Below are 18244 nucleotides of genomic sequence, written 5' to 3' on the forward strand. Positions count from 1 at the left end.
ATTCTTTCAATCAATTATTTCTTTTCACCGGGAACAGAAGCAATAATTGCTAACTCACCTTGGATCGTCCATTCTTTGACGCCATCAGGAATGATGCAGCTTGTCCCTTTTTCCAATGAATAAGTTTTTCCATCAACCACTAACTCGCCAGCGCCAGCAATTACTGTCATCAGCGTATAAGGTGCTTGTTTTTTAAATGACATGATGCCTTTAACGTCCCATTCATAAACGTTAAAGAATTCTGTTTCTAGATACGTAACTACGGAAGAATTGCCTTCACGAATTTCTTTTACGTGTAATTCTGGCGTTTTCGCTGGAACAGTTGTTACATCAATTGATTGTTGGATGTGTAATTCACGGGTATTTCCTTGATCGTCTTTGCGATCGTAATCATAAACACGGTAAGTCGTATCTGAACTTTGTTGTGTTTCTAAAATCATGATTCCTTTACCAATTGCGTGGATTGTTCCACTTGGTACATAGAAGAAATCACCTTTTTTCACAGGAACACGTTTCAATAAATCATCCCAACGACCTTCTTCAATCATTTTCGCAAGTTCTTCACGTGTTTTTGCGTGATGACCATAAATGATTTCTGCGCCTGGCTCTGCATCAATGATGTACCAGCACTCTGTTTTACCTAGTTCACCTTCATGTTCCATTCCATATGTATCATCTGGATGGACTTGAACAGATAATTCATCTTCTGCATCTAAAATTTTAATTAGTAATGGAAAAACTGGTTCTGTGGGGTGACCGAATAACTCTTTATGATTTGCCCAAAGGTCATCTAATTTTTGACCTTTAAATTCGCCATTTTCAACGATACTTACACCATGAGGATGCGCACTGATTGCCCAGTCCTCTCCAATTTTGTCACTAGGAATGTCAAATCCAAATACAGAACGTAGGCGACTTCCTCCCCAAATTTTTTCTTGGAAAACTGGTTTTAAAAACATAGGTTCTTGCATAATTCAAACTCCTCTCAACTTTCATAGCTATTATAGCACTATTTTTGTAAGAACGCTTTCTCTTTCAGATAAGTTTCAACAATTTCATCACGACATTCAAGATAGGCTTCACGCGCATCATTTGGATGAATACGGTTGGATAAAAAGATAAAGCCTTCTTGACTAATAACATCAATTAACAGGAACGTTCCTGTATATCCCGTGTGGAAAAGTATCGGATGTTGATCCTTTTGATCTAATTTAAGAGCCCATCCTAATGATCGCTGTCCATTTTTTTCAGGTGTATGATCTTGAAGTAATGACTCAATCGTTTGGGTAGTCAAAAATTGTCCCCCATTGACTTTTCCTTTAGCCAAATACATTTGAACAAAAGAAATGCTATCTTCTAAATCCAAAAATAACCCTGCATTTCCAGCATGTTCAGCTAAAATTCTTGCTTTAGGGTCATGAGTGATTCCTCTTAAAACTTCTCCAGAGGGTAATTGTTCAGTAGGAACGATTTTTTTAGATGGAAAAGGTAAAAATAAACTATTCATCATTCCTAAAGGTTCAAGAACTTGTTCTTGAAATAATTCAACCGCTGGCTCTTGATAAATTTCTTCCAACATCAAACCAAGCAAGATCGTCCCTGCATCAGTATATTTTACCGTTTTGCCTAACTCAGCTCCAGGTTGCAATGTTAAATAAGCAGCAATCAACTCTTCTTGTGTTAATGAATCTCGGTCAGGTATCCAAGTTTGAATATCTGAAGTGTGCGTCAATAAATGACGAATGGTAATTGTCTGGTTTTCAAATGCTGGTAAATAGCGCTGGAGCGGTTGATCCAAGTCAAGTTTACCGTCTTCCCACAATCGTAAAACAAGTGTTGTGGTAGCGATGACTTTCGTTAACGATGCTGCATCAAAAAGTAAGTCTTCTGACATCGGTTGTGTATCAGGAACAATTTGGGCTTGTCCTGCTGCAAATGATTCGACTTTTTCTTGTTTGATAAAAGCAGCTACAACACCGGGGTAAAAACCTTCCGCAAGTTTAGTCAAAATCATTTGTTTTGTTTCTGGATACATGTTCTTTCCTCATTTCTACTCAAAGAATCTCTTTGAAGGATTTGATCATTCATACAGCACAAGCATATATTTTTCTGGGTAGTGAAGCAAGCTGTTTCAGTTGATTTCTTTCGATTACTTTGTTTAAAAAAAATAAGAGAAGCCATCCAGCTACTCTTGTCCTTTATCAAAATGATTGCAGTCAGCACTATCGTTAAGAAATTATTTTTTGGCTGACTCCAATCTATTTAGCTATTTTTTAGGATTGCTGACAAACCACCACTCGATACCAATTGCATCATACACAGTGATGACTGATTTTTTCTTATCTACGAAGAAATCAAGATTTTCAGCTTGTAAATGTTCAATCAATGTTTCCATGTTTTCTGGTGTCACGACAAATTTCAAGAAGTCTAATCCTAAAACCTCATCTGTTGGTAAGTCGATTGTTCCACCTACTGCTTGGTTCAAACCAACATGAAAATCGCCTTCGTTCAGTACATGCAGACCATTTTCTTCGTTATGTACTTTTAGTCCGAGTACATGACTCAAAAATTGGCGCTCTTTCGCTAGGTCGCTAACATTCAAATGAATTTTTTCAAAATAGGCACCTGATGTTAACTTTGTGAATTTTTCTTCAGATTTTCGCAGTAAAGCTTCTTGATCCATTACTTCAGGTTCTGCTTTTTCAGCATTTTTTTCTTCGTAATAAATTTCAAGTTCGTTACTTTCTGGGTCAACTAATAAGATTCCCATACGTGCTTGATCTTCCAGTGCATCTTTAATTGGATAATTTGTTTTACGGATACGGCATAACATATCTGCCATTTCTTCCACACTTGGAATGACCAAAGAAAAGCGACTCAACTTTTTGATTTCACCTGTGTGATTGTTCGCACGTGGGCTTTCTTCTAGTAAAAGCATTTCACTGTCACTATCTTGTGTACCAAAAATAGCCAACTCATTTTCTTCACGCTTCAAATCAAAACCAACTGTATCCTTATAAAAAGCAATCATTTTATCGCGATCTTTGACTCGGATAGCCACACTTTTTAAATAGGTAGTAGCCCCCAATTTAAAATCTTTCATTTATTCTACTCCCCTTCTGCGTCAAATTATATTTTAACGATGGATGTCACTTCTTTCAAGCAATAACTAAGAATTTGTGAAATTTATTTAGTCCGAGAGTAACATCAATCTCCATTTTCTTCAAGAAAATCAAAAAAATTGGCGGAATCTAACAAATAACTTTTCCTGAATACAGCTTTTTTAATTATTTTTCGTTGCCAATCAGTTGGTTATTTCAAATAAATATGAAAAAGGGATGTGACAATCCTTCTGTCACATCCCTTTTTAGAATAAACGGTGTTCCCAAAGCAACTCCTCGAAATAATTCACAACTGTACAAAGATATGAAAAGCTATTTTTGTCAGTTGCTCATTATTTTTTCGAAGCTAATCGCTTGGTACCACAACCTCTATTCATGGTGTTCTCCAAGCAGCTTCTTCGGCAATAAGTCCTCTTTTCATAAAAATATGGAAAACTATTTTTGGAAAAGCATCCTTATTGCTTGAAGCTAATCGCTTGACACCACAACCTCTATTCACGGTGTTCTCCAAGCAGCTTCTTCGGCAATAAGTCCTCTTTTCATAAAAATATGGAAAACTATTTTTAGAAAAGCATCCTTATTGCTTGAAGCTAATCGCTTGGCGCCACAACCTCTTGTTATTAAGCAACTTCTTCAGAAAATTGACTATTATAAAGATCAGCATAAAAACCATCTTTAGCCATTAGTTCTTCATGGTTACCTGTTTCTACAATTGATCCATGATTCATCACAATAATATTGTCTGCATCGCGAATCGTTGACAAGCGATGCGCAACCACAAAACTTGTCCGATTTTCTAAGAGACGGTTCATTGCTCGTTGGATCAAAATCTCTGTTCGAGTATCAACACTTGAAGTTGCCTCATCCAGAATCAAGACATCTGGATTAGCCAAGAATGCGCGAGCAATCGTGATCAATTGGCGTTGTCCTTGAGAGATGTTACTTGCATCTTCATTTAAAATCGTGTCATATCCTTCTGGTAATTTACGAACAAAATCATCCACATGAGCAGCTTTGGCAGCGGCAATTACTTGGTCTTTTGTGGCTTGTTCATTTCCATAATGGATATTGTCATAGATTGTACCTGTGAATAACCACGTATCTTGTAAGACCATCGAGAATTTGGCACGCAACTCATCACGGGATAAGTCTCGAGTATCAACACCTTCATAGCGAATGCTTCCGCCAGACACATCATAAAAACGTTCCAACAAATTGATCAACGTAGTTTTACCTGCACCAGTTGGGCCAACGATTGCGACCATTTCTCCCGGTTTGACATTTAAGTTAAAATCGGTCATCAATAAGTTATCCTCAGTATAACCAAACTGTACATTTTCAAAGCGAACTTTATAGGGAGAATCTTCTTCTACTGGGAGTCCTGAAGGTTCATCTGTCATTTCAGCTTCGTCTAAGACTTCAAATACACGTTCTGCAGAAGCGACAGTTGATTGAATGGTATTCATTAAGCTAGCGATTTGAGTAATTGGTTGTGAGAATTGGCTTGTATATTGCAAGAATGCTTGAACATCCCCTAAAGAAACATTCCCATTTGCTACTTTAATCCCACCAAGGACAGCGACAAACACATAGCCTAAATTCTTAACAAAGTTCATCAATGGCATAATGATTGCCGAAATAAATTGGGCTTTCCAACCAGACGCATAAAGTTTTTCATTTTCAACTTCAAAAACTTCCTGATCTTTTCCAGTATGATTAAAGGTTTTAACAATCGTGTGACCAGCATAGGTTTCTTCTACTTGGTTATTCAACAAACCTAAACTCTTTTGTTGATCTGAAAAATATACTTGTGATTTTGGTGCGACGATCATCACAACGATTAAACTTAACGGAATCATTAGTAAAGCGACTAGTGTCAATTGCCAACTAATTGATAACATCATCACGATGACCCCAATCAGTGTAACTGTACTCGTTACAAATTGCGTCAAATTTTGTTGAAGGGTACTTGCAATGTTGTCCATATCGTTGATTGCCCGAGACATAATATCCCCATTCGTATGTGTATCATAATAAGAAATGGGTACTCGGTTCATTTTAGCTTCTAAGTCCTTACGCAAATCATAAACTGTTCGTTGTGAGACACGCGTCATAATAAATTGTTGTAAGAAACTAAACACGGCAGCAATAACATACATGACAATGACGGTCGCAATAATTTGGCCGATTTTATCAAAGTCAATTGGAAATTCAGTCACTTTTTGACCTTGCTGCATCTGTTTCGCGCCAATCATGACGCCTTTAAAAATTTCAGTTGTTGCACGACCTAGAACTTTCGGCGTTTGGATTTGGAAAATCACTGCCGCAATTGCCAAGACAAATACTAAAACAATCGCAATTAGTCGTTTTGACATATAGCTAAAGAGGCGGCTAACTGTCCCCCAGAAGTTTTTTGCTTTTTCTCCTTTTGCACCAATGTTACGCCCAGGTCCATGACCACCTCCGCCACGCATTGATCCATGAGAGGATTGTGTTTTTTCTTTACTCATGCTAAGTCCTCCTCTCTTAATTGCGAACGAACAATTTCCGCATAAGTTTCATTTGTTTCTAGCAGTTCTTTATGTGTTCCTTTACCAACTAACTTGCCTTCATCTAAAACTAAAATCGTATCAGCATCCATGACGGTACTTACGCGTTGCGCTACTAAAACAGTTATACTGTCGGTCATGTCCTGTTTCAATGCTTGACGAAGTTTTGCATCTGTTTTGAAATCAAGCGCAGAAAATGAATCATCAAATACATAAACATCTGCTGGTTTGACTAATGCGCGAGCAATCGCTAACCGCTGTCTTTGTCCACCAGAAAAATTTCCTCCACCTTGTTCAACATGACTATCTAGCCCGTCTTCCAACTCAGAAACAAACTCTTTTGCTTGAGCAATTTCTAATGCTTTCCAGATCATTTCATCCGTTGCGTCAGGTAAGCCATATTGCATGTTTTCCCGAATCGTTCCAGAAAATAAAATCGCTTTTTGTGGAACGAAACCAATCAAATCACGCAAGTTTTCTTGAGTCATTTCGCGAATATCCGTTTGATTTAAACGAATTTCGCCTGATTCAATTTCATATAGTCGAGGAATCAAATTCACTAACGTTGTTTTACCAGAACCAGTTCCACCGATAATCGCAACGATTTCCCCTGATTTTGCACGAAAATCAATATCTTCAAGCGCTAATTTTTCTGCACCACGATAACGATAATCCACATGGTCAAAATTCAACGTTGCAGACTTTCCGGCAAGCGTTACTTCTTTTGGATTTTTTGGGTCCGTAATATCGATATCTTCGTCTAATACTTCATTGATCCGATCAGCAGAAGCTTGCGCACGAGGAACCATGATAAAGATCATTGATAGCATCATGAAACTAATTAGGATTTGCATCGCATAAGTCATAAAAGCAATTAAATTCCCAACTTCTAAATTCATTTCAGCTATGTAGTGTCCACCAAACCAAGTAATTGCTACGTTTGTTCCACTCATGATTAGCGTCATCAACGGCATCATCAATGCAACAATTGAGTTCACGCGAATCGCCGTGTTTGTGTAATCTTTATTTGCTAAATCAAAACGGTTCTCTTCAAACTTTGTTTTATCAAACGCACGAATCACGCGGACACCCGTTAAGCCTTCACGGAAAACTAAGTTCAAGCGGTCCGTTTTCTTTTGCATACTCTTAAACAACGGAACCGCAAAATACATAATACCGCCAACTAAAACTAACATGATTGGGATAACTACCAAAAAGATTTTTGTTAACTCTTGATCTTTTTGATAAGCAAGAAAACTTGCCCCTATCAATGTAATAGGTGCGTTGATCATCATCCGTAAAAACATTTGAACAACCATTTGAATTTGTGTCACATCATTTGTTGTTCTCGTAATCAACGAGGCTGTTCCAAATTTATCAAAGCCATCATTTGTTAGATTTTCTGCCTTTTGATAAACATCTGAGCGTAATTTTTTCCCTAATTTTTGTGACTCACGCGTCGCAAAAAAAGTATTTCCAATAGCAGCTAAAATACTAATCAATGAAAAGCCAATCATGACAAAGCCAGTCTGCCAAATATAGTCAATGTCTCCTTTAGCTACCCCTTTATCAATAATGTTGGATGTCAATGTTGGTAAATATAAGTCTGCCAAAACTTGAACAACCATAAAACCAACTGCGGCAATGGCAGAAGTAATGGAAATTCGTTTAATAATTTTCAGCATCTATTCCCCTTCTTTCTACTTATAGGCTCCCTCTTTCAACCAAGAAAGCTTTAACTTAAATTCTTCGATTGCTTGTTCAACTGAGTAGTCTTTCGTCACTGAAAGTGATTTGTATGAATGTGTAATCGTTGAAAAAACAGCATTCATCAACAGTGATATCAGCAGCTCTAATTCGTGTGAATCTCTTACTTTTAGTTTTGTTTGATCAATCACTTCTATTAAAGCTTGAGTATCCTGCTTATGTCTTTTATGTGGCATTTTTTTTGCCTTTTCCTCTTCAGAAAGATGAGGAGTCACTTTACGTGAAGCGCGATAATCCATGTTCATGAATAAGTGTCGATAAAATGCAGAATTTTCTCCTGCTAAGATTTCGCGAATCATCTTTTCAAAATAAAGCTCGAAGCCTTCAAAAAGATCTCCATGAACTTCTTTCATCAAGTTTCGCATATCTCGCGAACTATCACGTCGCAGTGTCTCAAAATAATAGAAGTACAGATCCTCTTTATTTTCAAAATATTGATAAAAACTACCACGTGGTATCTCAGCTAGTTTCACGATATTAGCAATTGACGCATCCTTTAACGGCACACGTGAAAACTCAGCATTCGCAGCGGCTAATAATCGTTGTTGCTTTTCCTTTGGCAAATGAAAAAATGTTTGTGTTGGCATAGTCCTCCTCCTTTCGTTTCTTCGCCCAAATGACGCGTTGTCATATGACGCTATGTCATTATAACACCAGCAGACTGTTTTGCAAGTTTTTTACATTATTTTTTTCCTTTATTTCAACTGCAAAAAAGAAACAGTACATCCGTTAAACGAATGCACTGCTTCTTTTAAAAATAAGTGAGTAAGGGTTTCCCACCTTTTACGTTTGAGTTCGTTCATTATTTGCCTAAAAGAAAACCCGTTTGCCAGCCAGACGAACTTAGAATATGAGAAGTCTCTTCGGCTATCTTTTTGTAAAAACAATGAACTAACAGCAACTCTAATGAAAGAGTGATGATTTGCTACGACTATGTAAAAAAATCAGCTCTTCCACTTGTGGGGTTATTTGAGATGTTCATCCCAAATCAACATGGTGGAATAACTAAATTATAGCCATGCAAATCAATCATTTCCAATATACTTTTACCGATGTCGAGGTAAATAAATCTAAACAAACTGGCCTTTAGTTGAAGTTTTTTTATTTTTTTACACTTGATTTCAGTATGCTTTTGTTTTGGCTCCACCAAATGGATCAGTAAAAAAAGAATGAGTAGTAAAAAAGAAAAGCAGCTAAATGAACTATTCTTTGTTTTTAAACCTTGATAGCCTTTTCTTTTTCGATTAAACTAGCTTTGTTAGTCTTGAACATAACAAGTATGTTTACAAAAAAGGAGATTGAATCATTATGTCATCAGTATTAATTGTCAAAGGTCATCCTTTAACTGCTGAAGAATCACGCTCAGTTAAAGCTCTTTCTACATTTCTAACTAGCTATAAAGAAAGTCATCCAGAAGATGAAATCACTATTCTTGATCTTTACCGTGATGATATTCCTGAAATTGACGAAGAATTATTATCTGGTTGGGAAGTTCTTCGTACTGGAGCCGACTTCTCAGAATTAACTGAAAAGCAACAACATAAAATCGCGCGGTTTAACGAATTAACTGAACAATTTCTAGCTGCTGATAAAATCGTCATTGCCAACGCACTTTGGAACCTAAATATTCCAACACGTTTAAAAGCTTGGTTTGACACGGTCAACGTAGCTGGTAAAACATTCAAATATACAGAAAATGGTCCTCAAGGTTTAGTTCAAGGAAAGAAAGCTTTACACATCCAATCAAATGGTGGTATTTATCAAGGCCAAGATTTTGCTTCACAATATGTTAAAGGAATCTTGAACTTTATTGGAATTGACGAAATCGATCAATTATTTATCGAAGGAATCGACTACACACCTGACCGTGCAGAAGAATTGATGCAAGAAGCACTAGACAAAGCTACTCAATTAGGAAAAGATTTCTAAGCAAAACAGATCTCTTTTACAACAAAAAAACAGCAAACAACAATCTAGTTTTCGATTGTCGTTTGCTGTTTTTATTTATGTTTCTTTTTTTGATTTTTAAGATAGTTGCCTATTCTTTTTTCGGCGTTTCAACTGGATCGTCTTCATATAAGGAAGAAATCGTTGTGTACCATTCAAAAATATGCGTGATGATTACTTTGGCTGCCGCATAAACAGGTATTCCCAAAATAACTCCCACAATTCCAAACAGTTTTCCAGAAGTCAGTAAAACCAATAAAATCGTTACTGGATGAATCGCTAATTGATTCCCTAAAACTAATGGTGAAATCAATCGTCCTTCGATCGTTTGCTCGGCAATAAAGACGATAATCACTTTCACCAACATCAAAGGCCCTGCTACAATCCCAAGAAAGACTGCTGGAATCATGGCTAAAAATGAGCCAAGGTACGGAATTAGATTCAAGAATCCTGCAACAATACCTAACGTCACTGAATATTCCAATCCAATAATCGAAAAACCAATGATAAACATGATTGCCACAGCAAAAGCCACAGTCAATTGACCTCTTATATAAGAAGATACTTGATCGTTCATTTCACTTAATACTTTCAAAGTTGGTTTTCTCATACGTGTTGGTAAGAATTTAACAAAGTAAGGTGCTAATTGACGTCCATCTTTCAATAAATAAAACAAGATAAATGGCATCGTCATAATTGCCACAATGACTGTCGCTACCGCTCCTACGATACTTCCAACACTTTGAACGGTCGTTTTTGAAAGGTTCTTAATCAAATCGCCGGCAGAATTAATAATTTTATCCCCCGCAGTCTCAAGTTGTTCACGAAATTGATTAAACAAAGGATCGCGTAAGATTTCTGTTAATTTATCATCTATCGTGTCGACATATTGTGGGAAATTACTAGCAAAGCTAACTGATTGCTCTTGAATTTTTGGCACAATCACTACGATTCCCCAAACGATTAGCGCCACCACAACGACAAATAAACCAATAATACTGTAAATTCTGGGAATCTTTTTCTTCTCTAAATAGTCCACCACAGGATTCATCAAATAATATAAAATACCCGCTAAAATAATTGGTAGGCCAACGATAGCTAAGAATTGCCACACAGGTTCAAATAGGTATGACACTTTCGTAAAAAGAAAGACGATTACTAATAAAAGCAGAACAACTAATAAGGCCGTTACTACTTGATTATTTAAAAACCATTTCCAAAACCAGGAAATTGGTTTTCCTTTTTTATTTTTCTCCTCCATATGTCCCTCCTACTGATAATAAATTTGTGTTCCCAAATGAATTTCTGGAAGTTGATAAGGATTCAAATACACACCATTAACAATCGTATTTTCTGGTTGATGCTCGTCAAACACTAACGTTACGTGACCAACTGTTTCCAGATTTTGATTAGCAGTCGTTCCGACATGTTCAATCGTATATTCTTGTTCATCAAATCGAATTGTTTTTCCAGATTCTAGCTTAAAGGGTTCTTTATTTAAAAATTCTTGGATAATCGAGTAGTTTCGTAAAGTAGTTGTTGCTGTGTTGTTGAATAAAATCAGCATTGGTTCTTTTTCATTAATTGCTTCTGGTCCAATTTCTACTACATTGGCTTGAATCATCTTGATCTCTCCTTTGATTACTATCACAATGAACAGTGTTTTTCTTCATACAGCGTATTTTTACGCTCAAAAATATTATAGCATATTCTCTTTCATTATCCGCCAAGAACAGTTGTATGCTAAAATAAAAAAGAAAACAATTTCATTTTTTTAGGAGGGAATCAAATGATTGAAAAAATCATTTTGGGTACTTATACACGCCGAGTAAGTGAAGGAATTTATACAATCGATCTTGATACTGAAAAAAAAGAATTATCTGGACTAACTTTAGCAACTAAAGAAGTGAGTCCCACCTATTTAGCAAAGAGTAAAGCAGAGAATCTATACACGGTCACAACAGTTGATGGATTAGGTGGCGCAGGCGCATACGATTCAACGTATCAATTTTTGAATGCGGTAACAGAAGAAGGAGCACCTCTTTGTTATGTAGCAGTAGATGAAACTCGTCAGCTGGTTTATGGTGCAAATTATCATAAAGGTGAAGTAAATGTTTATCGTATTTTAGATAATGGTGGTATTGAAGCTGTCGAATCTCTTTATCATCAAGAGGAAACTGGACCACATAAAAATCAAGACCACGCACATGTCCACTACACTGATTTAACACCTGACCAACGTTTAGTTGTTTGTGATCTTGGAACTGATCGAGTGTACACTTATGATGTTGCAGAAAATGGAAAGTTAACTCTAGCAGCCACTTTTGTAGCTGAACCTGGAACTGGACCCCGTCATTTAGTTTTCCATCCGACACAGCCAATTGCTTATTTATTTGGTGAATTAGACAGCACCGTAAGCGTCCTCGCTTATCAAGAAAATGGTTCATTTGAAAAGTTACAAAAAATTTCAACTTTACCAGAAGATTTCACAGGTGAAAATGGCGGTGCTGCTATCCGAATTTCAAATGACGGCCGTTTCTTATATACTTCTAATCGTGGACATAACTCAATCGCAATCTTTGAGATTTCTAGTAATGGTGAACAGCTTTCTGCTATTCAAAATATTTCAACAGAAGGTGATTTTCCTCGTGACTTTGCCTTAAATTCAACAAATGAGTTTTTAGTTTGTGCAAATCAAAATAGTGATAACTTAACTTTATTCACACGTGATGCTCAAACCGGAAAGTTAACATTACTACAAAAAGACATTTATGCACCTGAGTGTGTGTGCGTCTATTTCGACTAAAATCAACCTATTTTTCAAAGGAGGAAATTTTTATGATTCAAAAATCAGCTGAAGAGTATCTATTAGACAACCTTTCTGAACTTTATAATAAGTGTCTTCCCTTGTACGAATTGATTACTAGCCCACGCTATGAAAAAAATCGAGTTATTGTTGTGACGAACGAGCTATACAGCCTCGCTCAAACAGCAAAATTATATACTCAGCTACATCCAGAATTGCAAATCAAAGAAGTCAGCAAATTTTTTGATGCTTTTCATCAGTTTTATGCTGAACTCAAGCAAGTCTCCTTCAATGAAGATTCTAATACCGCTTTGCTTTATAGCAAATTGACCATTATGAAACAAAACTTTGAACATTTAACTGCTATTTTTCACAGCTTATAAATGAACCTAGTAATAACTATAGATGAATGATGAAGAAAGAAGCGAAGAACATGAACCAACAAGAAGTGTTAGATCGTTTGCGAGAAGATTTGCAGATTCCTTTTTTTCAGGGGAAAATCGAAGATAAAGAGTATACTGAAGCAGACTATCAACAACTAAAGAAAAATCTGGAAGATTATTTTGATAACTACGTCAGGAATGTTGAAAACTGAAAAAGGTTGTGACGCAAAGTGGTTAGCTTCAAGTAATAAGGAATCTTTTCTAAAAATAGCTTCTCATATTTTTAAGAAAAGAGGACTTATTACCGAAGAAGCTACTTTGAGAACACCGTGAATAGAGGTTGTGGTTCCAAGCACTCAACTCCAAACAGATAATGAGCAGGTACTCAAAATAGCTTCTCATATTTTGAAGTGAATGCACGTTATATGGAGGAGTTGCTTGGGGAACACCGTAAATAAAGGTCGTGAAAGAAGTGTCTAGCTTAAATAAATAAGAATAAATTTCCAGAAATTGTTTTTCAAATTTTGCGAAATTTAGACTTATTTAGCAGGAGTTACTTCTTGAACACCGTGAGTAGAGCTTGTGGCACAAAACGTCTAGCTCCGACTAGATAACAATCAACTGCCCAAAATAGCTTTTCATATTTTGGGCTAGTTGTGAATTATCTGGCGGAGTCGGACGCTTTGTACCACAAGCTTTTTTATTATACATTGAATTTTTGAGCATCAAAAAACCACCGAGTTGGTTAGGCTCGGTGGAAAAGGCTACTTACTCAATGAGAGTAAATAAAGGTTGTTGTTGGTTATGCTTTTATCATATAGCAGTGAACAACTCTTATCATAAAAAAAACGTTATATTTAGATTAAATAACTCTAGTTTTATCTTTAAATTATTTTTTCATCAAAAGATTGGTCATTTTTTGGATTGCTAGTGAAATATCATCTGTTGCTTGGTCTTGTTTCTTTTCTGAAGCTTCAAATAAATCCGTATCAATTCCCTTTTCTACGTTAATACTTTGAATCATTTCTTCACAACCAGCTACATAAGAAAGATAGGCACGTTCAAATTTTTTGTGAATCCCCATCACTTTTGCTGGAGGACGTAACGTACTAACTTTTTTCAGCATAGCTCGGTATTGCTTAGTTCCAGCTTCAAACAATTGAACAACTTCTGTTAATTGTTCTGAATTTAATTCTGCCACTTTCTTTTCATCAATTGCTTGACGAATCATTTCGTATTTGGGATGCATTTGCTCGCCAATTTCTTCCGTTTGTTTCACAATGTTATCGACTGATTGAACATAATAACCAATATTTGGTAACATGAAATTCCCTACTTTCTCCGTTTATCTATCCTTTATTGTACCTGTTTTTACTATTTTATGACAAGCTTATTTCTCGCCTTGTTTCTTTTCACTTCAATCACTATTTTCAAAAAAACTAGCCTGTAAACTATATTGTTTACCAGAAACGATGTCATATTGAATCATTTGATAGTCTTCATATAATTTTTTTTGTTGCTCATTCAGTTGTGCCTCTTTACGCCACTGCCCATTTTGATAATATAAGCCCCTTTCAAACGCAGGTAAAACTTGCTCCATTTCCAATAGCAATTGATAGAACCCTGTTGTTGCTTGATTCGTTTGTTCCAATAAGTTAGCTGCAAAATAAAATGGACTACTGATTGCATCATGAGTAGCTTGATTTGTTAATTTTCCTTCGCTATCAAACATTAAAAATTGTGTTTCATGTAAAGTCTGCTCATCGTTTGCTCCTTGCACTACTTCTGAGTAAATACCAGGAAGATGATCTCCCCAGAAAACAACTAGGGTTCTTCGCGAAACATCTTGTAAACTATCAACAAATTCCTTCAGTGCCTCACTGCTATAGGCAACGTCCTGCAAATAGTTGGTTAAATTATCGGTGTCACTGCCGTCACTTGCCTGAGCATCGTAAGCAATATCTGAATACTTTCCACCATAAGGCATATGTGTTTGCATCGTTACTAGATGAACAAATTGTGGTGAATCTTGCTGTTTTAAAATAGATAAAACTTCTTGATAAGCGGCTTTATCTGAAATATAAGGATTGTTTTGGAGTTTTTCTGTGTAATTCATTTCTTTTTCACTGATAAATGAATCAAATCCCAAAACATCATACACATCTTCACGCTTATACATTGATGTGTTATAGGGATGAATCGCTGTTGTTTGATAATTTTGCGCTGCTAGATTGGAAACCAATGATGGAAATTTTGTCATTTTAGGAACTAACATCGTGTACGGAGTTGTTAATTGTGCATTAAATAGTTCCATTGAAAAACCAGTTAACGCTTCAAACTCAATATTTGCAGTTCCACCCCCATAATTTTGGGACAACATTTTGCCACTATAGGTTTGATTCGCAATGTCATAATAATCTTGCAGTGGATTTCCTGAAACTTCGATTCCGTTTAAGTGACTAGGGTCAGAAAAACTTTCGCTCATCACATAAACGATGTTTGGTTGCTCTTCTTCAACTGTTTGATTTTTCTTATCAGCTATTTGTTGATAATTCTTAGTGATTTCTGCCACTTTCGCTTTGGAATAGCCTTTTGGTTCATCCATTGCTTCAACTTGTAGATTGTAAAGAAACCCGCCAATAAATCCTGTATTATAGTAGTTCATTTTCTGACTATAAGGAATCCACAAAGCTGTTTTGTTGTACGCTTTTCGTAAGAGATTATTCGGGTTATTAAAACTACCAATGTACATCAATAGAATAGCAGATAAAACGAAGACAGTTCCTCGTACGACCTGAAAACGACGCCCTTTTTTGAAACTCCGGTATAGCCCCCAAGCAAATAAAATGATTACTAAACCAGTAATTCCCATTAAAATAAAAAATGTCGTTCCCCCTGCCATCTCTTTCAACAAACTAAGTTCCGTAATCATTTTGATGTCATCAGGATAAATAGGCTCTTGTCGATAACTCATTTTTAAATAGTCAGCAACACCTAAAATGCCGATAATCGTTGTATACAAAATAGATCCAACCAGAACCGATCCTGCAACACTGCTGAGGAAGGCCAGAAAAACGAATAAAACTAAGCAAGCTAAAATAAACTTTTCTGTATGCCAAGAAAACGCAAATTTCAATGCTAAGTCATAGGACAAATCATTTTGGCACCATTGTAAAAATAAATTACTCAATACAACTAAAGCGATCACGCCAATCGTAGTCAAACTAATTCGAATGATACTCTTTTGTTTAAGTGAAAGATTATTTATTCTTTTCTTCAATTAATTGCTCCTTCATCGCCTACTTTATGAACTTAAACGATTATTTTAAATTTGACTCACTCTCTTATTTTAGTAGCATCAAATTTGAAAGTAAAGCGGTCATCGGCTAATTAAAGAAATAAAAATAACTTGATTAAACTTGTGGACGTACTAATAACCGTACACGTTTAACATCCGCAATCGTTTCTAACTGACGGTTAGCTTCTAATAAATTTTTGACATCTGTACTCTCAATGTCAATCAGTGTATAAACGTAATCCTCTTTCTGGTTACGCGTCATATTACCAATTGGTAAATCATTTTCCTCCAAAATTTTAAAAACTTCCGATAAGATTCCTTGTCTTTTTTGATAAAAAATCGTAAAACGATACGGCGCACGAAAGACCATTCGCACAGCTGGAAAATTCACCGATGAACGAACTGTTCCAAACAGCAGATAGTTTCGTAATGCTCGAACAGCTTCCCGACTGCTATCCGCTAAAGCTTCTTTTGTGGACCCACCAATGTGCGGAAGCATCATGATTTTTTCATTTCCTAAAAATTCTTGTGCTGGAAAATCTGTTATGTATTTTGCCAGTTTTCCATCCTCAATCACTTGTAAAAGTGCTGCATTATCTACAATTCCACTTCGTCCCACATTAATTAAAATAGCCTCTTCTTTCATTAAAGATAACTCTTCTTTCCCCAACAGCCCATTTGTTTCCGGCGTTGAAGGTAGCATAATCACGACGAAATCAGACAATCGTAAAATATCCGGCAAGGGTAATTGCTCAACATAGTCTAACTCGTGATTTCTTCTAGCATAGCCTAAAACTTCCATGCCTAATTCATAACAAATTCGAGCAACTTCTCTTCCAATTGAACCTAATCCAAGTAAACCAATCACTTTTCCTTGTAATTCTTGACCTACAAACGGTTTTCGGTTTGCTTCTGCTTGCTCTAACAAGTCTGCTCCCTCTAAAGCTTGAACCATCTCGCTTGCTTTGATAACCGGGCGAACAGATAAAAACAAACAGCTTAATACTAGTTCTTTGACTGCATTTGCATTAACGCCAGGCGTATTCATCACAATCGTGCCATTTTCGGTGGCTTTTTGTACCTGGATCGTGTTGACCCCAACACCAGCTCTTGAAATTGCTAACAATTCTGATCCAATCCAGTCTTCTTCAACAATAGAACTTCTTACTAGTAAGCCGTGCGCATCCTTTTTATCTGTCCGTTCAAAAAATGGCTCTTCCAATTGTTTCATCTGTTCCGTGGCAATATCATCAACTAAAGAAATCCGGTACATAAAATCGCCTCCTTTTTATCAGTATCTCTGATTACAGAAATTTAGACAAGAATTAACTTCTATTAATCAACCATTGTTATCCAATTAGCTTCCCAAGCAAAATAATTTATTTTCTTCACTTAAAAAATACAATCAAATTTCTTGCAAAAGAATCTGATTCAACAATACTTTTGACACACCATTTTCATCATTAGTCGCTGTTTGGATGGTTGCCCCTTTAGTCACTTCTTCCGGTGCGTTGCCCATTGCCACTCCCATTCCAGATAATTTGATCATAGGCAGATCGTTAAAGTTATCTCCAATTGCCATCGTGTTTTCTAAAGGAATTTGATAGTGGTTTGCCACAATCGTTAACGCTTTTTCTTTCGATACTTGATAGTGAGTAACTTCCAGATAATTTTCCTTTGATAAATAAAACGAACTAGTTTCCAGATTTAATGATTCGCAAACTTCCTTTAGTTGCTCAATTTCTGAAGTTGATCCTATCAATAATAGCTTATGAACTGGCAGTCTTTGTTCTAAAAGTAATTGGTTAAGATTGGCTACAATTGGTTCAAGTTTCGTGATTGCAGCTTCTTGCTCTACCCACTCGTCAACTGACTCCACATACCAGTCGCTTCCTGAATACAAACTAATTGAGATAGTTTTAAATTTTTTCGTTAAAAGTTCAATGAGCTGAAGTGTTTCTCCTACATTCAATTCTTGACTAAAAATTTGTTGAAACGGGTCGTCTTCTCCTTCTCTGACAATCAAAGCACCATTGTAACAAGCCATTGGGTATTCAGTGATTTCCAATACTTTCGCAATGTCATGCATTCCTTTAGGAGATCTGGCAGATGCCAAAACAAAAGGAATATTTCTAGCTTTTAGTTGTTTCAAACGACCAGCTAATTTGTTATCAATTCTGTGTTCGCTAGTTAAAATCGTTCCGTCAATATCACTCATTACTAGTTTGATTTCTTTTCTCATTTTCGTTCACCTTCTAAATAATTATTTTTAATTTTTTATAATCAAAATCGACTGCTCGTGTTTCATCGCTTAGCCAATCTGTACAATCACACATTTTTTTAAAATTTATAATTGGCTTTTCCTTCAAGCT

The 18244-nt window shown here is 36.2% G+C and carries 16 protein-coding genes; 4 read left to right on the top strand and 12 right to left on the bottom strand.

Annotation, left to right across the window (positions count from 1 at the left end; all coding sequences use genetic code 11):
- Positions 1 to 14 precede the first annotated feature (14 nt).
- From manA to IGJ93_RS10880, 6 genes are all read right to left on the bottom strand, one after another.
- Positions 15 to 971, bottom strand: a complete 957-nt coding sequence (gene manA / locus IGJ93_RS10855; protein WP_067482833.1) for a mannose-6-phosphate isomerase, class I — start codon at positions 969 to 971, stop codon at positions 15 to 17.
- A gap of 38 nt (positions 972 to 1009) precedes the next feature.
- Complete coding sequence (locus IGJ93_RS10860) at positions 1010 to 2035, bottom strand: serine hydrolase domain-containing protein (protein ID WP_071869104.1); 1026 nt, start codon at positions 2033 to 2035, stop codon at positions 1010 to 1012.
- A 231-nt stretch (positions 2036 to 2266) separates the two neighbouring features.
- Complete coding sequence (locus IGJ93_RS10865; protein WP_071869105.1) at positions 2267 to 3103, bottom strand: VOC family protein; 837 nt, start codon at positions 3101 to 3103, stop codon at positions 2267 to 2269.
- Between the two features lie 639 nt (positions 3104 to 3742).
- Positions 3743 to 5632, bottom strand: coding sequence for an ABC transporter ATP-binding protein (locus IGJ93_RS10870; RefSeq protein ID WP_071869106.1), 1890 nt, complete (start codon positions 5630 to 5632; stop codon positions 3743 to 3745).
- Positions 5629 to 7356, bottom strand: coding sequence for an ABC transporter ATP-binding protein (locus IGJ93_RS10875; protein WP_071869107.1), 1728 nt, complete (start codon positions 7354 to 7356; stop codon positions 5629 to 5631). The genes IGJ93_RS10870 and IGJ93_RS10875 overlap by 4 nt, the downstream gene beginning before the upstream one ends.
- A 15-nt stretch (positions 7357 to 7371) precedes the next feature.
- The gene (locus tag IGJ93_RS10880) at positions 7372 to 8025 is read right to left on the bottom strand and encodes a TetR/AcrR family transcriptional regulator (RefSeq protein ID WP_071869108.1); all 654 of its coding nucleotides are present in this window, start codon (positions 8023 to 8025) and stop codon (positions 7372 to 7374) included.
- A gap of 721 nt (positions 8026 to 8746) precedes the next feature.
- Between IGJ93_RS10880 and IGJ93_RS10885 the strand changes: the two genes are divergently transcribed.
- Positions 8747 to 9367 carry an FMN-dependent NADH-azoreductase gene (locus IGJ93_RS10885; RefSeq protein WP_067482848.1) on the top strand — a complete coding sequence of 207 codons (621 nt, stop codon included), beginning with the start codon at positions 8747 to 8749 and terminating at the stop codon, positions 9365 to 9367.
- 109 nt (positions 9368 to 9476) lie between these two features.
- Here the strand turns inward: IGJ93_RS10885 and IGJ93_RS10890 are convergent, their stop codons facing one another.
- Both IGJ93_RS10890 and IGJ93_RS10895 read right to left on the bottom strand, forming a co-directional pair.
- Positions 9477 to 10646, bottom strand: a complete 1170-nt coding sequence (locus IGJ93_RS10890; RefSeq protein ID WP_067482849.1) for an AI-2E family transporter — start codon at positions 10644 to 10646, stop codon at positions 9477 to 9479.
- Between the two features lie 9 nt (positions 10647 to 10655).
- On the bottom strand, positions 10656 to 11009 hold the full coding sequence (locus tag IGJ93_RS10895; protein WP_067482850.1) for a PTS glucitol/sorbitol transporter subunit IIA: 354 nt from the start codon (positions 11007 to 11009) through the stop codon (positions 10656 to 10658).
- A gap of 165 nt (positions 11010 to 11174) precedes the next feature.
- Between IGJ93_RS10895 and IGJ93_RS10900 the strand changes: the two genes are divergently transcribed.
- The 3 genes from IGJ93_RS10900 to IGJ93_RS10910 are packed head-to-tail and all read left to right on the top strand — an operon-like array spanning position 11175 to position 12786.
- Positions 11175 to 12191, top strand: coding sequence for a lactonase family protein (locus IGJ93_RS10900; RefSeq protein WP_430596940.1), 1017 nt, complete (start codon positions 11175 to 11177; stop codon positions 12189 to 12191).
- A 32-nt stretch (positions 12192 to 12223) separates the two neighbouring features.
- A complete protein-coding gene (locus IGJ93_RS10905; RefSeq protein WP_430596941.1) occupies positions 12224 to 12574 on the top strand; it encodes a hypothetical protein in 351 nt (116 codons plus the stop codon).
- A 50-nt stretch (positions 12575 to 12624) separates the two neighbouring features.
- Positions 12625 to 12786: a hypothetical protein gene (locus tag IGJ93_RS10910; RefSeq protein WP_086270684.1), complete on the top strand. Its 162-nt coding sequence runs from the start codon at positions 12625 to 12627 to the stop codon at positions 12784 to 12786.
- 677 nt (positions 12787 to 13463) lie between these two features.
- On the opposite strand, the gene IGJ93_RS10915 is transcribed toward IGJ93_RS10910, so the two are convergent.
- The 4 genes from IGJ93_RS10915 to IGJ93_RS10930 form a co-directional block, all read right to left on the bottom strand.
- Positions 13464 to 13898: a hypothetical protein gene (locus IGJ93_RS10915; protein WP_071869109.1), complete on the bottom strand. Its 435-nt coding sequence runs from the start codon at positions 13896 to 13898 to the stop codon at positions 13464 to 13466.
- A 93-nt stretch (positions 13899 to 13991) separates the two neighbouring features.
- On the bottom strand, positions 13992 to 15854 hold the full coding sequence (locus IGJ93_RS10920; RefSeq protein ID WP_071869110.1) for an LTA synthase family protein: 1863 nt from the start codon (positions 15852 to 15854) through the stop codon (positions 13992 to 13994).
- A 133-nt stretch (positions 15855 to 15987) separates the two neighbouring features.
- Positions 15988 to 17145 carry an NAD(P)-dependent oxidoreductase gene (locus IGJ93_RS10925; RefSeq protein WP_071869111.1) on the bottom strand — a complete coding sequence of 386 codons (1158 nt, stop codon included), beginning with the start codon at positions 17143 to 17145 and terminating at the stop codon, positions 15988 to 15990.
- A 132-nt stretch (positions 17146 to 17277) separates the two neighbouring features.
- The gene (locus IGJ93_RS10930) at positions 17278 to 18114 is read right to left on the bottom strand and encodes a Cof-type HAD-IIB family hydrolase (RefSeq protein WP_067482862.1); all 837 of its coding nucleotides are present in this window, start codon (positions 18112 to 18114) and stop codon (positions 17278 to 17280) included.
- Between the last annotated feature and the right edge of the window lie 130 nt (positions 18115 to 18244).

The organism is Enterococcus sp. DIV0174 (assembly GCF_050529065.1).
In the GTDB taxonomy this organism is placed as follows: Bacteria; Bacillota; Bacilli; order Lactobacillales; family Enterococcaceae; genus Enterococcus_B; species Enterococcus_B thailandicus.

What these genes read in the sequence shown, in the direction of transcription:
- manA (WP_067482833.1), bottom strand. Translation starts at nt 971, where the DNA reads ATGCAAGAACCTATGTTTTTAAAACCAGTTTTCCAAGAAAAAATTTGG.
- IGJ93_RS10860 (WP_071869104.1), bottom strand. Translation starts at nt 2,035, where the DNA reads ATGTATCCAGAAACAAAACAAATGATTTTGACTAAACTTGCGGAAGGT.
- IGJ93_RS10865 (WP_071869105.1), bottom strand. Translation starts at nt 3,103, where the DNA reads ATGAAAGATTTTAAATTGGGGGCTACTACCTATTTAAAAAGTGTGGCT.
- IGJ93_RS10870 (WP_071869106.1), bottom strand. Translation starts at nt 5,632, where the DNA reads ATGAGTAAAGAAAAAACACAATCCTCTCATGGATCAATGCGTGGCGGA.
- IGJ93_RS10875 (WP_071869107.1), bottom strand. Translation starts at nt 7,356, where the DNA reads ATGCTGAAAATTATTAAACGAATTTCCATTACTTCTGCCATTGCCGCA.
- IGJ93_RS10880 (WP_071869108.1), bottom strand. Translation starts at nt 8,025, where the DNA reads ATGCCAACACAAACATTTTTTCATTTGCCAAAGGAAAAGCAACAACGA.
- IGJ93_RS10885 (WP_067482848.1), top strand. Translation starts at nt 8,747, where the DNA reads ATGTCATCAGTATTAATTGTCAAAGGTCATCCTTTAACTGCTGAAGAA.
- IGJ93_RS10890 (WP_067482849.1), bottom strand. Translation starts at nt 10,646, where the DNA reads ATGGAGGAGAAAAATAAAAAAGGAAAACCAATTTCCTGGTTTTGGAAA.
- IGJ93_RS10895 (WP_067482850.1), bottom strand. Translation starts at nt 11,009, where the DNA reads ATGATTCAAGCCAATGTAGTAGAAATTGGACCAGAAGCAATTAATGAA.
- IGJ93_RS10900 (WP_430596940.1), top strand. Translation starts at nt 11,175, where the DNA reads ATGATTGAAAAAATCATTTTGGGTACTTATACACGCCGAGTAAGTGAA.
- IGJ93_RS10905 (WP_430596941.1), top strand. Translation starts at nt 12,224, where the DNA reads ATGATTCAAAAATCAGCTGAAGAGTATCTATTAGACAACCTTTCTGAA.
- IGJ93_RS10910 (WP_086270684.1), top strand. Translation starts at nt 12,625, where the DNA reads ATGAACCAACAAGAAGTGTTAGATCGTTTGCGAGAAGATTTGCAGATT.
- IGJ93_RS10915 (WP_071869109.1), bottom strand. Translation starts at nt 13,898, where the DNA reads ATGTTACCAAATATTGGTTATTATGTTCAATCAGTCGATAACATTGTG.
- IGJ93_RS10925 (WP_071869111.1), bottom strand. Translation starts at nt 17,145, where the DNA reads ATGTACCGGATTTCTTTAGTTGATGATATTGCCACGGAACAGATGAAA.
- IGJ93_RS10930 (WP_067482862.1), bottom strand. Translation starts at nt 18,114, where the DNA reads ATGAGAAAAGAAATCAAACTAGTAATGAGTGATATTGACGGAACGATT.